The 15132-nt window shown below is 63.8% G+C and carries 11 protein-coding genes and 1 pseudogene; 9 read left to right on the top strand and 3 right to left on the bottom strand.

Annotated elements, in window-relative coordinates:
* A partial coding sequence (gene rlxS / locus B1A78_RS15580) for a relaxase/mobilization nuclease RlxS (RefSeq protein WP_077147845.1) occupies positions 1–1933 on the top strand: 1933 nt, incomplete at its 5' end.
* A 212-nt stretch (positions 1934–2145) separates the two neighbouring features.
* Positions 2146–3777 (top strand): Na+/H+ antiporter, encoded by a 1632-nt coding sequence (locus B1A78_RS15575; protein ID WP_077147843.1) that lies wholly within the window; start codon positions 2146–2148, stop codon positions 3775–3777.
* Positions 3778–3896: 119 nt separating this feature from the next.
* Here B1A78_RS15575 and B1A78_RS15570 read toward each other — a convergent pair whose 3' ends face one another.
* On the bottom strand, positions 3897–4442 hold the full coding sequence (locus B1A78_RS15570) for a TetR/AcrR family transcriptional regulator (protein WP_218667988.1): 546 nt from the start codon (positions 4440–4442) through the stop codon (positions 3897–3899).
* An 86-nt stretch (positions 4443–4528) separates the two neighbouring features.
* Between B1A78_RS15570 and B1A78_RS15565 the strand changes: the two genes are divergently transcribed.
* On the top strand, positions 4529–5335 hold the full coding sequence (locus B1A78_RS15565) for an amidohydrolase family protein (protein WP_077147844.1): 807 nt from the start codon (positions 4529–4531) through the stop codon (positions 5333–5335).
* Positions 5336–5514: 179 nt separating this feature from the next.
* Here the strand turns inward: B1A78_RS15565 and B1A78_RS15560 are convergent, their stop codons facing one another.
* Positions 5515–7338 carry an ATP-dependent helicase gene (locus tag B1A78_RS15560; protein WP_077147841.1) on the bottom strand — a complete coding sequence of 608 codons (1824 nt, stop codon included), beginning with the start codon at positions 7336–7338 and terminating at the stop codon, positions 5515–5517.
* 8 nt (positions 7339–7346) lie between these two features.
* Positions 7347–9212, bottom strand: a complete 1866-nt coding sequence (locus tag B1A78_RS15555) for an ATP-dependent endonuclease (protein WP_077147840.1) — start codon at positions 9210–9212, stop codon at positions 7347–7349.
* A 381-nt stretch (positions 9213–9593) separates the two neighbouring features.
* Here B1A78_RS15555 and B1A78_RS15550 point away from each other — a divergent pair, with 381 nt between their 5' ends.
* The 6 genes and pseudogenes from B1A78_RS15550 to B1A78_RS15525 form a co-directional block, all read left to right on the top strand.
* On the top strand, positions 9594–11624 hold the full coding sequence (locus tag B1A78_RS15550; protein WP_077147839.1) for a conjugal transfer protein TraG: 2031 nt from the start codon (positions 9594–9596) through the stop codon (positions 11622–11624).
* 3 nt (positions 11625–11627) lie between these two features.
* Positions 11628–12032: a type II toxin-antitoxin system VapB family antitoxin gene (locus B1A78_RS15545; RefSeq protein WP_077147838.1), complete on the top strand. Its 405-nt coding sequence runs from the start codon at positions 11628–11630 to the stop codon at positions 12030–12032.
* Positions 12029–13036: a P-type conjugative transfer ATPase TrbB gene (gene trbB, locus B1A78_RS15540; protein WP_077147837.1), complete on the top strand. Its 1008-nt coding sequence runs from the start codon at positions 12029–12031 to the stop codon at positions 13034–13036. The genes B1A78_RS15545 and trbB overlap by 4 nt, the downstream gene beginning before the upstream one ends.
* Positions 13037–13038: 2 nt before the next feature.
* Entirely contained in the window at positions 13039–13374 is a 336-nt protein-coding gene (locus B1A78_RS15535) for a TrbC/VirB2 family protein (RefSeq protein WP_077147836.1), read from the top strand.
* Complete coding sequence (locus B1A78_RS15530) at positions 13371–13652, top strand: VirB3 family type IV secretion system protein (protein WP_077147835.1); 282 nt, start codon at positions 13371–13373, stop codon at positions 13650–13652. Before B1A78_RS15535 ends, B1A78_RS15530 begins: the two co-directional genes overlap by 4 nt.
* A gap of 7 nt (positions 13653–13659) precedes the next feature.
* Positions 13660–15132 (top strand): annotated as a pseudogene (locus B1A78_RS15525) (conjugal transfer protein TrbE); the annotation flags it as partial.

Genomic DNA, 15132 nt, shown 5'->3' with positions numbered 1-15132 from the left:
GGGGAAGGGGGGCGGGAAGAAGTTCCTCCATCGCGTTCTCGCGGCTGCCAATCTCGCGCGTGCGGGGGGAGCGGGTTCGGGCCGGCGCGGGCGTTTCGACGGCAGCCGGATTGGTCGTGGCGCTGGCGCGGGCCGAGTGCTTGCCAGCCGCGATGTCTATGCGGCATTTCGCCAGCGCCGCGTCATCGTCAAATCGCGCATCGTGAAGCTGGCCGGAAAGGGCAGGGCCGCGGCGCGCGCGCACCTCCGTTACGTCGAACGCGATGGTACGACCCGCGACGGCGGACGCGGCCAGCTCTACGGTGCTGACGCCGACAAGGTCGACGCCAAGGGGTTTCTGGAGCGTGGTGACGGCGATCGCCATCAGTTCCGGTTCATCGTCTCGGCCGAGGACGGCGCCGAATATGAGGATCTGAGGCCGCTGACACGGCGCCTCATGGCGCGAATGGAAGAAGATCTCGGCACCCGGCTCGACTGGGTCGCGGTAGACCATTTCAACACCGGCCACCCGCACACCCATATTATCGTCCGCGGCAAGGACGATCGCGGCAAGGATCTGATCATTGCCCGCGAATATATGACGGGAGGCTTGCGGGAGCGCGCCGCCGAGCTCATCGATCTCGATCTTGGCCCTCTTTCCACCGGCACGATCGCGGCCAGGCTCCGCGACGAAATCGAGCAGGAGCGGTTGACCGGCATCGACCGCACATTGCTGCGCGAGAGCGAGGCCGGTGTTCTCGTCAGCTCCACCACCCGCGGCGCGTTCGACCAGACGCTCCGGATGGGACGCCTCCGAAAGCTCGAGCGGCTTGGTCTCGCCGCGCAGGTTGGCGCCGCCCATTGGCGGCTCGCTCCCGATGCCGCCGAAACGCTCCGGCGGATGGGCGAGCGCGGCGATATCATCCGCACGATGCAACGCGCATTCGCGGAGCGTGGCCATGCTCCGGCGCTTGCCGATCAGGTCATCCATGATCCGGCGGCAATGGAGAGGCGCCCGATTGTCGGACGCATTATCGAGCGCGGGCTCGTCGACGAGATCAATGATCGGCACTATTTGCTTGTCGAGGCGACCGACGGACGCACCCATCATGTGGAGATCGGGAAGGGCGAGCATGTCGATGCCCATGCTGCCGGCGCGATCGTGCGGATCGAACCCGTTGCTCGCAGCGTGCGGGACGCCGATCGAACGGTAGCGGAAATCGCCGCCGCAAATGAAGGCCGTTACGATATCGACCTGCATCTCCGCCATGACCCGAGCGCCACCGAGGCGTTCGCCGAAACGCATGTCCGGCGCCTCGAGGCCATTCGCCGGCTGACGGGCGGGGTAACGCGCGAAGCGGATGGAACATGGATTATCGCCCCCGACCATCTCGAGCGTGCGGCTGCTTATGAGACGGCGCGCGCAAGGGATCGCCCCGTATCGGTCGAAACCCTTTCGCCAGAGCCGCTGGAACGCCTGGTCGGCGCCGATGCCGCGACCTGGATCGACCGCGAGTTCGTCAGCCAGGAACCTGTGCCGCTACGCGATGCCGGGTTCGGGCACGATGTCCGTGAGGCCCAGGCTCAGCGTCGGCGGTGGCTGCTGGCCGAAGGGCTGGCATGGGAATCGGGCGACGGAGTAAGCTTTCAATCCGGGATGATCGATACGCTTCGGCGGCGCGAGCTGTTGAGGATCGGCGCGCAGATGTCCGAAGAACTCGGTATTCCCTTCGCCGAGACGAAATCCGGAGCATCGGTTGTCGGCATTTATCGCCGGCACGTCGATATGCTCGGCGGGCGCTACGCGCTCATTAAAAAGTCGCGCGAATTTACGCTCGTACCGTGGCGTCCGGTTCTCGACCGGCATGCAGGGCGGAGTGTGTCCGGAATCGCGCGCGGCGACGGCATCAGCTGGACATTCGGACGGAGCCGGAGCGGGCCGAGCATTTCTTGATCGATGCGCCCGCTTCCGGGGGATCGGCGGATAGCGGGCCGCCGGCTCTGGATGCAGGATGAAATGAGCCGATTGGCGCTCACCACATTGCCAACAGGCGAACGGGTTGCGCACCTGTGAAGGCCGCTCGCGAGGGGCCGATGTCCCGGCTTGCCTTGACTTGCGGCTACCATCTAAGGGTCGGACAACCGCAAAAAAATTGGAGCGAACTATTGGAAACGGTCTCGATCGTGCTCTTCCTGCTGCTGGCTGTCGTCGTCAGCGGCGCCCTGTCGCGCATGCTGCCGGTGTCGCTGCCGACGCCGCTGGTGCAGATCGTGCTCGGGGCGGTCATCGGTCTATCGACATCCTATCGTGTCGAGCTCGACCCGGAGCTTTTCCTGCTGCTCTTCCTGCCGCCGCTGCTGTTTCTCGACGGCTGGCGCATTCCCAAGGACGAATTGCTCAAAGACGTCTCGACCGTTGTTGAGCTTGCGCTCGGGCTCGTTCTCCTGACCGTAATCGGCATGGGCTTCTTCATTCATTGGCTGATCCCCGCGATGCCCATGGCCGTTGCGTTCTCGCTTGCCGCGGTCGTCTCGCCGACCGACCCGATCGCGGTTTCCGCCATCGCGGCGCGCGCGCCGATCCCTAAGCGGATGATGCATATCCTAGAAGGAGAGTCGTTGCTCAACGATGCATCCGGCCTCGTCTGTCTGCGGTTTGCGGTTGCCGCGGCCCTCACCGGCACATTTTCAGCCGGCACCGCCGCGCTCAATTTCCTGTGGGTCGCCGGCGCGGGACTGGCGATCGGCGTCGCAGTGACGCTTGCGGTCACCCGCGCCAAGGCGTGGGTGACGAAACGCTGGGGCGAGGATACCGGCTCACAAATCCTGGTCAGCTTGCTGATTCCCTTCGGTTCATATTTGCTCGCCGAGCATTTTCACGCCTCGGGCATTCTTGCGGCGGTCAGTGCGGGCGTTACCATGACCTTCGCCGAAATATCCCGGCAGGCGATGGCGGTTACCCGGATGCGGCGCAATTCGGTGTGGGACACGCTCCAGTTCGCGCTCAACGGCATTATCTTCGTGCTGCTTGGCGAGCAGCTGCCCGCGATCCTTGCGGGTGCGAAGGAAACGGTGGCACTAACGGGCCATGCCGCGCCATGGTGGCTCGGCTTGTACGTCATCGCCATCGTGTCCGGCCTGGCGGCTCTGCGTTTCGTCTGGGTGTGGGTCTCGCTCCGCCTCACGATCCTGCGGCGACGCGAGCCCGGGGACAGTATCCAGAGTCCCGATTGGCGGCTCGTTGCGGCCATGTCCTTCGCCGGCGTGCGCGGCGCGATCACGTTGGCCGGTGTCCTGACGCTGCCGCTCGCGCTCGACGACGGGACAGCGTTTCCTGCTCGCGATCTCGCGATCTTCCTCGCAACGGGTGTGATCATCGTTTCGCTCCTTCTTGCCACGGTTGCGCTTCCACTGCTCCTCAATGGATTGGTCATGCCGCCGGAGCCATCGAAACAGGCCGAGGAAGACGCCGCGCGGGTCGCCACGGCCGAGGCCGCGATACGGGCCATCGAGCGCCGCCAGCACGCCATGGCAGAGGATCTGGGCGAAGCGGATCTTTACACCGCAGCAGGCGCAAGGGTCATGGATCTGTATCGCGAACGGATCGAGAGCCGCAGCAATGGCATCTCGTCCGCGGTCCGCGAGGAAGAGCGGCTCATTCGCGAGTTCCAGCTTATCGGCGTGAAGGCCGAGCGCGAGGCCCTCGTCGAGCTCGCTCGGGGCCGGGCCATCGGCAGCGAAATCGCCCGAAAGTTGACCCGCGAACTCGATTTGTCGGAGGCGCGATACCGCGGTTAGTGGCCGATCGGAGACAGTCTGCTTTGGGTATGGAAGTGGATAGAGCGGACGGTCGGTCAGGATGATCTAAGGAGGTATGACCCTATGGATCCGGATCGGTGGAAGCTTTGCAAATACCCTTAAGCGACTAACCCGCCCACAGCGCAGGTCACAAGCATATCACTATACCGCCCGGGTTCATTAGAGGAACGCCCGCCGAGCCATGCGCGGCACATGATCTGCGCCGGACCAATTATCTGGGCCACAAAGATGCTTACCGGCATCGCCCGCAATTTTCCCGCTTCGACAAATGGCGTCCGCCAGCCGTCAACGATCGCAACAAACCTTTCGTTTTCCGCCGATTGTTCGGCGCGGATCGAATTGAGCCATTCTGCTTTTGCCTGCTCGAAAAGATACTTCGCCTTCTGACGCTCTTCGGTCACCCACCGAAGATGTGCGAGAATAATAGCTTCGATGCCCGCCTTTGCATCGCTCGATCGGGTGAGCGCCGCGACAATCTCTCCATGATAGTCGATCAGTATGGCGAGGAAGAGATCGGCTGCCAGCGCATCCTTGGTCGGGAACGCGTGAAAGAAACTCCCGTTCGACACGCCGGAGCGCTGACAAATTGTCGCGACGCTCGTCTTCTCGGTTCCGTCCCTGTCGAAGAGTTCAAGGGCAGCCATTCTGATCTTGTCGCGTGTCCGCATTAGAGTATTGCTCCAGAGCTGTACTCTAGATAGATAGCCGACAGAGCATGCAGGAGAAAGCCATGATCATCGATGCATGGGGGCAGCACCCGACGCTTCGCCATAGCCAGGATTCCATGTTCGACTCCCTCCGCCGATGGACACGGCGCGAAATTCCGAACAAAGCGCTACCCGTATCAACGACAATCGCTGCCATGGATCGGGGCGGCATCGACAAGATGTTGATCAGTGCCTGGGTGGCGCCACGCAACGTCATGATTTCCAATGAGGAGGTTGCGGAATTTGTCTCGGAAGCGCCGACGCGCCTGGTGGGCGTCGGGTCAGTCGACATATCGCGGCCGATGGAGGCTGTTCGCGAAATTCGCCGAAGCATCCGGGACTTGGGATTCAAGGCAATCCGTGTTCTTCCGTGGCTTTGGGAAGCGCCGCCAACCGATCGTCGCTTTTACCCGGTTTACGCGGCATGCGTGGACGAGGGTGTACCCTTCTGTACACAGATTGGGCACACGGGGCCGCTCATGCCATCGGAAGTCGGCCGGCCGATCTATCTGGATCAGGTCGCCCTAGACTTTCCCGAACTAGTGATCGTGGGCGGCCATATCGGTTACCCTTGGACTGACGAAGCCATTGCCGTTGCGACAAAACATGAGAATGTCTTCATCGACACCTCGGCGTACACCATCAAACGGTACCCGCTGCAACTTGTCGAGTACCTAAAGGCTCATGGAGCATCGAAAGTCCTGTTCGGCACGAACTACCCGATGATAGAACCCGCCAAGGCGCTCGAGGGCCTAGCTGGCCTTGACCTTGGAGAGACAGCCAGAGCAGCCTTCCTCGGCGGCAATGCGGCCCAGATTTTCAAGATTTGATCTTAACATCGGCAGGGCCTCGTCGGCGGTATTGGCCGATTTCGGACGGGCTGGTTTCAGGTAGGCGTGTAGCGATATCTGCCGTTCCCTACCCCTTGGCGCCGGCTCAGCCATCGCTGGCAGGATGCCGGGGCTGATCTAGCCGAGATCCGCAGCGCATTAGAGCGCCCCTAGTCAAGTTATTCGGCGGGGATCAGTAATACGCACACGTCATCTTTGGGCGACATGATCGTTGTGCGAATCTTAGCGCGGGTCACGCTGACGCGAAGATTCTGGCGGGCTTGGGTCATCGCGCCGGAATTCACATTGCCGCCGACGATACGGTCAGGGTTGCCCACGATTTCGCCCTTGAACCGTTTCGGCCAGCCTTCGAAGACGATGACTTCGTCGAACTGCTTCCCCTTGGCCTTGTGCATATTCATCACAACGATGCCGGATTCGGGTTTGTGTGCCGTCGCGAAATGCTCCTGGACAAAGGACTGCCGCGTAACGGTGAGCGCGTTCTTATAGCCTCCGGTGTCGCGCCAATCCTGTGAGAGGCTTTGACGCAGTTGGGTTCCGCGTTCCAGCAGGCGGACATTACGGGCTTCCTCGGCAACCTCGACGAGACGCTTGCAGGCGCCGGCTTCGAGAACGGCTCGAACCGCTGTCCAGTCGGCATCGGGCTGCCCCGTCAGCGCGATGGTACTTGCGGCTTGGTGGACGGCGAATGTCGCCTGAAGGACGCTGTTACCCGGCGTCGCCTTGCCCTTGGCGAGGCATCCATTCCATTTCTCCAGCGCGGACTTGAAGCGCGCGGCTTCCTCCAGATCGCCCTTTGTCGGGGTCGCTCCGCCTCGTCCTTCGAAGAAGCTGCAAAGCACGTCGACGAATTCATTGAAGCAGTTGCTGTGGCTGCGCTGTTGCAGGAGGAAGGCGATCACCTCGGCCGCAAGAATCGGACCTTCCATATCCACCGCCGCCGTGTGCGTGATCGGCGGCACGTTGCCAAACGGCGCACGTAGATTGTCGGAGACCAGACGCGTCATACGCTTGGTCGGAACCAGGATTGCGAGCGACCAGTCCCGGCGACCCAGCGCGAGGAGCCGTTGCCGGGCTTTCAGCACCTGAGCGACGAGCGACGCATAGGCCTGATTGGGATTCGACGCGAACCCTTCATATTCCACGCCCTGATAGGGTTGGTCGCGAAACTTGCCCGTGAGGAGGTGATTGCCGAAGATAGCGATATCGGTTCCCTTGCTTCGGTGATTGTCCCCGGCCAAGTCGTGTTCGGACGGTTTGAACGCCTCCTTGAAATGGTTCGGCCGCTCGGGATCCGCGCCGATGAAATCGAAGATGCGCTGCTCGGGATCGGCCAGCGCGATCAGCGTGCTGCTCTTCCCGATCGCCTCGACCGCGCGCCATTGATCTGCGCTCGTGTCCTGGAACTCATCGAGGATGATGAACGGGTACATCGTCGAGACAAGCTCGCGGACCTTTGTTGACCCATGCAGCAAGATGGCCACGCGCTCGGCAAACAGATCGAAGCAGACCTTACCTTCCTCAGTCGCGAGCCGCATGCGCTCGGCCACTTCCAGCGCGGCCTTGTGCGCCTTCTCCTCATCCGACAGCTTTGACGGCGCCTTGAAGCCACTGCGGATCGCTGACAGCGCGATCGCCTCATTCGGCGGCGTAAGGATCGTCATCCGCCGCGGAAACCCGACAAGATAGCCATGCGCCTTGAGGATGCGCCAGAAGAAGGAGTGATAGGTATCGACCTCGATCCGATTCTTTTCCTCCTTGGTGACCGACCGTTCTTCATCGATCGCCTCGAACACACGCGAGACGGTCGCACGCGCGAAGCTGAGAAAAAGTATGCGCTGCCCCGGCCTCAGTTTCTCGCGCGCAATCTTCGCCGCCTTCAGGATCGACACGGTGGTCTTGCCCGAGCCGGGACCGCCGACGACGAGCTGATGTCCCTCGGCAGCCAAAACTTCCTTTTGCGCCGGCGTCAGATCGACCATCGCGCCCTCTAAGCGCTGGACGCTGGCGCGGCTTGCCCGCCATTCACTGGCGGTGGCGGGACGGGTGGAGCCGGTGCAAGAGGCGCGGGCGGTATTGGCGGCGCAGGCGGCGGATCACAGATCGCCTTCAGCGTTATGCAAGCGTCGCGAATCCAGGACGGGACCTCAGCCTCGGAACACTGGCCGAGGAAATCGGCGACACCCCAATTGCCCTTTGCCCAGCCGAAATACTCTTTCAGGGCCGCGATCACACTGTCCTTCGGATCGGGATATTTAGCAAGGATATGCTGCGGCCAGTCGAGCGCGTCGGAGAACCGCTCAAGCGCATCCTGGGTCGTATTCTTGAGGATGAGATCTTCAATCCCCTTTTCCTCGTGCATGAACAGCCGCTCGACCTGGGCTTCGATCGCCGCCTTCGCCGGATCGGTCTGCTTGTCGCAAAGCCCAAACGTCCGCTTGCCGAGGCCCTTATACAGCCCGGCCAGATCGGCGATCTGGGACTCCGTGCCCGCATCGATGATGCAGATGCCGAGCGCCTCAAGCGACGCATAGGTGGCGGAGTTTAGCTCCGACAGCCGGCGCGCGGCCACCGGAAAGGCGCTGGCCTCGGTCGCACCCTCGGCGATGAGCACGCGGCGGGACAGGAGGCCCTCGCAGAAGCGCGTCCGAAACTCCTGCCGATAGCGCTTGTGCTTTACGCTGTCGGGCAACGATATCTGCGCTTGGTTGAGCACACCGTCATTGGCCCGCGACAGGATCACGGTCTCGTCGAGCTTGAATTCCTCAAGGACGTAAGGCGAGTGCGATGTCACGATCGACTGCGCGGCTAGCTTGCGCAGCTCATGCACGATCCGCTTCTGAGCATAGGGCGGGATCGCGGTTTCGACCTCTTCCATGGCGAAGATGACGTTCTGCTTGTCCTCGGCGATCTGCGACAGCATAGCCAGGACCAGCATGTTGATCGTGCCGGTGCCTTGGCGGAAGAAGGGCGCGGCGTGATCACCGTCGCCGGTGGCGATGAAGGCGGTCACGATCTTACGCAGATGTTCACGCGTGAGGTTTGACACCTTGAGGTGCGGCTTCACACCCCATTCGCGCGGCACATATTTCTTCAACGACTTGTCGATGCTGTCGAGCACGCCGGAAATGCCGAGCGCGGGATCGCTTGCGACATCGAATGCGGCGAGCGCGCCGATCGTGCCTTCCCACATCTGTGGCCGAATTTCCTTCAGCCGCAGGATGATGTCGAGCAAACTGCCATGCTCCAAGCTGAGCGCGCGCGAGCCGGTGCGCAGGGAGCGCAGGAACAGGAAGCCGCAGTGCTGTTTGTCCTTCTTAGAGAAAGGCTCGGGCTTGTCCGCTTCCTTCAGGCTGCGCGAATAGAAAGTGTTGCCGACGAAATCGTCCTCATCGGAATCATAGGCGCCGATGAAGGTGACGCGGAGCGCCGCTTTAATGTTCGCGGCATCGACACCCTCCGGGTTGGCCTCGGTGAAGAAATCGCCCGTTTCGACATTGAGCCACTCTATGTTGCCGCCAAACCTGGCCTCCTGCTCTTCCGATAGACCGGCGATGGTGACTTCGACGATGATCTTCGGGGCTTCCGCGACTGGTTTCTCTTCAGCTTCATCGGCCACAGCGCCCTCCGCGGCGGGGGCAGCGGCCAAGGGAAGATACTTGCCTTCGAAAAAATCATGCTCATCGACCGGAGGGCGGCGGCTCAATCTGTCCGGCCCGAGCGCAAGATCTATCGCCTCCAAAACCGAGGATTTGCCCGTGTTGTTATCGCCGATGAAGACAGCATGGTCCGGCAGCACCAGCTTCGCAGAACTGATGCCTCGAAAATTCTCGATCGATACAGCGTAAATCTTCAAAGCAGCCCCCTGACGCCGTTCATTTTGTTGTTTTACCTACTCCTTGGTACCCTCGATCGGATAGCGGCGAGAAGGCATGAAATAGCGCGAATTGATCCATATCGGCTCGGATTGGCTTTGGCCAACCGCAGAACTCTTGCGGCAGCTTTTGGCAGCACACAAAAAACTCCCGAACAGCCGAAATCGGGCGCTAAGTCGACCTCGGGCGCGTGCTGCTAGCAAAAAATTGGCATTGGGATGTTGGAGTTCGGAGCTGGGTGATGTGCTCGGGGTTCCTCGGCGCTTAATGGCGCGCCAAGACCGTAATTTTCATGGGGGACCAGTTCGCTGATCCTCTGGGCATGAACCGGTGCGGATGTCCGCCGACCGGCGGAGCCCGTCATGACCCCCACAAAATTGCTCATCGGCCAGATCCTCGTCGTGTTCGCGATCGTGATCTTCGGGATATGGGCGGCGACCCAGTGGGCAGCTTCCATGCTCGCCCATCAGCCGCAGCTCGGGCCGGCTTGGTTCTCGCTTTTCGGTGCGCCAGTGTATCGCCCGTGGCAGATTTTCGCCTGGTGGTATCATTTCGACGCCTATGCGCCGGCGGTCTTCGACAAGGCCGGGGCGCTCGCCGGCGCCAGCGGTTTTCTGGGATGTGCTGCCGCGATCTTCGGTTCGCTCTGGCGCGCGCGCCAGCAGCGGCAGATCACCACCTATGGCTCGGCCCGCTGGGCGAACACCGGGGAGATCGGCCGCGCCGGGCTGAGGAACGGCGATGGGGTCTTTCTCGGCCGCCATCATCATGATTATTTGCGCCATGACGGCCCCGAGCATGTCATGGCGTTCGCGCCGACCCGGTCGGGGAAGGGCGTCGGTCTCGTCGTGCCGACGCTGCTCAGCTGGACAGGTTCGGCGGTCATCCACGACATCAAGGGCGAGAACTGGCAGCTGACCGCGGGCTGGCGGTCGCGCTTCAGCCACGCGCTTCTGTTCAATCCGACCGATCCGCTCTCGGCCCACTATAACCCGCTCCTCGAGGTCCGCCGCGGCGAATATGAAGTCCGCGACGTCCAGAATATCGCCGACATCCTCGTCGATCCCGAAGGCGCGCTCGAACGCCGCAACCATTGGGAGAAGACCAGCCATTCGCTGCTCGTCGGCGCGATCCTCCACGTCCTCTATGCCGAGGAGGAGAAGACGCTCGCCCGCGTCGCGGCCTTCCTCTCCGATCCGCAGCGGCCGTTCGTCGCGACGCTGAAGCGGATGATGTCGACCAACCATATCGGCACGCAGGATGCGCCGCGGGTCCATCCCGTCGTCGCCTCGGCGGCGCGCGAAGTGCTCAACAAGTCCGACAATGAGCGGAGCGGCGTTCTCTCGACCGCGATGTCGTTCCTCGGGCTTTATCGCGACCCGACCGTCGCCGAGGTCACGTCGCGCTGCGACTGGCGCATCGCCGACCTCGTCGACGCAAAACGCCCGGTATCGCTCTATCTCGTCGTGCCGCCTTCCGACATCAGCCGCACGAAGCCGCTCATCCGGCTCATCCTCAACCAGATCGGCCGCCGGCTCACCGAACGGCTCGATGCCTCCGGCGACGGGCAGACCAGGCACCGCCTCCTCATGATGCTCGACGAGTTTCCGGCGCTCGGACGGCTCGACTTCTTCGAAACCGCGCTCGCCTTCATGGCCGGCTACGGCATCCGCGCTTTCCTGATCGCGCAGAGCCTCAACCAGATCGAGCGCGCCTATGGCGAGCATAATTCGATCCTCGACAACTGCCATGTCCGCGTCGCCTTCGCGACCAACGACGAGCGTACCGCGCGGCGCATCTCCGACGCGCTCGGTACCGCGACTGAACAGCGCGCAATGCGCAACTATGCGGGCCATCGGCTCGCGCCCTGGCTCGCGCACGTTATGGTCAGCCGGCAGGAAACCGCGCGGCCGCTGCTGACGCCGGGTGAGGTGATGCAACTTCCGGCGTCGGACGAACTGGTCCTCGTCGCCGGGCTCTCGCCGATCCGCGCGAAGAAGCTGCGCTATTATGAGGATGCCAATTTCCAGGACCGGCTCGCACCGCCGCCTGTGCTTTCGGACGGTCGCTATGCCGATCGCCCGCCGGCCCGACCCGACGAATGGGGACGCTTCGTCCGCAAGCAGGACGCCCGTCTCGCAAATGCCGTGGAGGCCATGGAGCCGGGAGGCGACGAGGGCGGTCTCGAGCGGCAGCGTCACCCCGGGTTCGGCGAGGACGCCGGCGCGAAGGCCGAGCCCTCGAAGCAGAACGAACCTCCGGCTCCGGATCAGGACGATGGCGACGCGGCGGCGGACCAGCGCGCGATGGACCGCGCCCGCGGCCTGACGCCGGCAGCGCGCGCCTACGGCATCGATCAGGGCGGCAACCCCCAACTGACGCTGGGGCTCTGATCGATGAAATATCGCCAGAACCTCTATCTCGACCGGCCGCTCGGGGAAGCGCTCGACGCGCTGGCGGCAAAGCCCGGCGCGACCAAGAGCGGGATCGTCAACGCCGCGCTCGCCGCCTATCTCGCGCGGCGCGGATCGAAAGAGATCGACGATCTTCTGAAAGTCCGGCTCGACCGGATGTCGCGCGAGATGGGCCGCGTCGCGCGCGACGTCGAAGTGCTTCTCGAGAGCCTGTCGCTCTTCGTCCGCTACCAGCTCATGGTCACCGCGCCGCTTCCCGAGGCGGACCACGCCGCGCGCGCGGTCGGCCGCGAGCGGTTCGAGGCGTTCGTTGCGCAGGTCGGTCGCCAGATCGCGGGCGGCAAGCGCTCGATCGGCGCCGTCGACGAAACGGAGGAGCGGTCGTGACCGGGCTGCTTTCCGCCGAACGCCGCCGGGCGATGCTGCAGAGCGCCATGGGGCCGACGATCGCCGCCGCGCTTGCCGACGGGGACGTTGTCGAGATCATGGTGAACCCCGACGGGGTGCTGCGGCTCGACCGTCTCGGTGAGGGGCGGATCGATACCGGCGTTCGCTACGACGCCGCGCAGGTCGAGCGCATTATCCGGCTCGTCGCGTCGCATGCCCGCACCGAGGTCCATGCCGCGGCGCCGATCGTCTCCGCGGAATTGCCGCCGCACGGCGAAGGGGCAGGCGAACGGTTCGAGGGCGTGCTGCCGCCCGTCAGCCTCGCGCCCTGCTTCTCGATCCGCAAACCCGCCGCGAAGATCCATAGCCTGCTCGACTATGTGCATGACGGCATCATGTCCGCCGACACCGCCCGGCTGCTGTCGATGGCGGTGGTCGAGCGCCGCAATATCCTTGTCGCCGGCGGCACATCGTCGGGCAAGACGACGCTCGCCAATGCGCTCCTCGCCGAGATGGCCCATCTCGACGAGCGGGTCATCCTGATCGAAGACACGCGCGAACTGCAATGTGCCGCGCCCGACGTCGTCGCGCTTCGTACGCGGGCAGCGGGCGGTGACGGTAGCGGCGTCGCGATGGCCGACCTTGTCCGCTCGACGCTGCGCCTTCGTCCCGATCGCATCATCGTCGGTGAGGTGCGGGGCAGGGAAGCCCTCGACATGCTCAAGGCGTGGAATACCGGACACCCGGGGGGCATCGCGACCGTCCACGCGAACAGCGCGGTCGCCGCGCTCTACCGGCTCGAGCAGCTCGTCCAGGAAAGCGTAGTCGCGGTACCGCGACAGCTGATTGCCGAGGCGATCGACATGATCGTCTTCCTTTCCGGGCGCGGCCTCGCCCGCCGCGTCGAGACGGTCGCGCGCGTCGCCGGTCTCCACCCCGAGGGCGGCGGATATGCCGTCATCGACCTCACGCCTCCCTCCAGAACCGATCATCAAGGAGATTGATCATGCTTCAATCGCGTTTTTCCGCGCCGCGGAATCTAGGGCTCAGCGGCGCTGCCCTTGCGCTTGGCGTCATGTTCGCGGCAACCGCCAGCGCGGCGGGGTCGGGCATGCCCTGGGAGGAACCGCTTCAGCAGGTGCTGGAATCGGTCCAGGGGCCCGTCGCCAAGATCGTCGCGGTGATTATCATCATCACGACGGGTCTCACCCTCGCGTTCGGCGAGACCGCCGGCGGCTTCCGGCGGCTGATCCAGATCGTCTTCGGCCTCTCGATCGCCTTCGCCGCCTCGAGTTTCTTCCTGTCCTTCTTCTCGTTCGGCGGGGGAGCGCTGGTCGCATGAGCGGCTCCGCTGTCCATGGCACGCAGATCGAAGGCTTCGACGTCCCCCTCCATCGGGCGCTTGCCGAACCGATCCTGCTCGGCGGCGCGCCGCGCGTGATCGCAATCGTCAACGGGACATGCGCGGCGGCGCTCGGGCTCGGGCTTCAGCAGTGGATTGCCGGCCTCGTCCTGTGGGCGCTCGGCCATACGCTAGCGGTGTTCGCGGCGAAGCGCGATCCCGATTTCGCGCCCGTGCTCGTCCGCCACCTTCGCCAGAAGGGGCATTTCGCATGCTGAACCTCCCATGCTGAACCTTGGAGAATATCGGCGCCGCGCCGAGCGGCTCGCCGACCATCTGCCCTGGGCGGCGCTGGTCGCGCCGGGCGTCGTCATCAACAAGGACGGCAGCTTTCAGCGCACGCTCCGGTTTCGCGGGCCCGATCTCGAATCGGCAACCGACGCCGAACTTGTCGCGACCTGCGCGCGGGCGAACAATGTGCTGAAACGCTTCGGATCGGGCTGGGCCTTGCATTTCGAGGCCGAGCGGCGCGAAGCGGCGGGCTATCCCGAAAGCCGTTTCCCCGATGCCGCGTCCTGGCTCGTCGACGAGGAGCGCCGCGCGCGCTTTGAAAATGCCGGCGCGCATTTCGAGAGCGTCTATCATCTGACGCTGACCTTTCTGCCGCCGCCCGATCAGGCCGACACCGCCGGCCGTGCGTTCGTCGAGCGGAATGACGACAAGAAAGGTCGCGACTGGCGGCAGGCGCTCGCCCAGTTCATCGCCGAAACCGGCCGCGCGCTCGACCTTCTTGCGGGCTTCATGCCCGAGGTTCGCGCGCTGGACGATGCCGAAACGCTGACCTTCCTCCACGCCAGTATTTCCCGGAACGGCCATCCGGTCGCGGTGCCCGAGACGCCCATGTATCTCGACGGCCTGCTCGCCGACACGCCGCTGGCCGGCGGACTCGAGCCGATGCTCGGCAACCGGCACCTGCGAACGCTCACCCTGTCGGGCTTTCCGAACATGAGCCGGCCTGGAATTCTCGATGCGCTCAATCACGAGGGCTTCGGTTACCGCTGGGTGACGCGCTTCATTGCGCTCGACAAGACCGACGCCACCAGGGTGCTCACTCGGCTGCGCCGCCAGTGGTTCAACAAGCGCAAGTCGATCACGGCCCTGCTGCGCGAGGTAATGTACAACCAGCCGGCGCAGCTCCTCGACAGCGATGCCGACAACAAGGTCGCCGATGCCGATCTCGCGCTTCAGGCGCTCGGGGCCGACATGCTCGCCTTCGGCTATCTGACCGCGACTATTACCGTGGCGGACGAGGATCGCGGGCGGGTCGAGGCGAAGGTGCGTGCGGTCGAGCGGATCGTGAACGGCCTCGGTTTCACCTGCATCCGCGAGGGCACGAATGCTGTCGAGGCTTGGCTGTCGAGCCTGCCGGGCCAGGTCTATGCCAATGTTCGCCAGCCGCTCGTCCATACCCTGAACCTCGCGCATCTGATGCCGCTGTCTTCGGTGTGGGCTGGCCCCGCGCGCAACGCGCACCTGGGCGGCCCGCCGCTGCTTTACACCGAAACCAGCGGTTCGACGCCCTTCCGCCTGTCGTCCCATGTCGGCGACGTCGGCCATATGCTGATCGTCGGCCCGACCGGCGCGGGCAAATCGGTGCTGCTCGCACTGCTGGCGCTGCAGTTCCGCCGTTATCCGGACGCGCAGGTCTATATCTTCGACAAGGGATATTCCGCGCGCGCCGGTCGGGCCGACGATCAG

The organism is Sphingopyxis sp. KK2, assembly GCF_001990265.1.
Lineage (GTDB): Bacteria > Pseudomonadota > Alphaproteobacteria > Sphingomonadales > Sphingomonadaceae > Sphingopyxis.
This window is presented reverse-complemented; position numbering and strand designations above follow the sequence as displayed.

What these genes read in the sequence shown, in the direction of transcription:
- B1A78_RS15545 (WP_077147838.1), top strand. Translation starts at nt 11,628, where the DNA reads ATGAAATATCGCCAGAACCTCTATCTCGACCGGCCGCTCGGGGAAGCG.
- B1A78_RS15570 (WP_218667988.1), bottom strand. Translation starts at nt 4,442, where the DNA reads ATGGCTGCCCTTGAACTCTTCGACAGGGACGGAACCGAGAAGACGAGC.
- B1A78_RS15535 (WP_077147836.1), top strand. Translation starts at nt 13,039, where the DNA reads ATGCTTCAATCGCGTTTTTCCGCGCCGCGGAATCTAGGGCTCAGCGGC.
- B1A78_RS15550 (WP_077147839.1), top strand. Translation starts at nt 9,594, where the DNA reads ATGACCCCCACAAAATTGCTCATCGGCCAGATCCTCGTCGTGTTCGCG.
- B1A78_RS15560 (WP_077147841.1), bottom strand. Translation starts at nt 7,338, where the DNA reads ATGGTCGATCTGACGCCGGCGCAAAAGGAAGTTTTGGCTGCCGAGGGA.
- B1A78_RS15530 (WP_077147835.1), top strand. Translation starts at nt 13,371, where the DNA reads ATGAGCGGCTCCGCTGTCCATGGCACGCAGATCGAAGGCTTCGACGTC.
- B1A78_RS15565 (WP_077147844.1), top strand. Translation starts at nt 4,529, where the DNA reads ATGATCATCGATGCATGGGGGCAGCACCCGACGCTTCGCCATAGCCAG.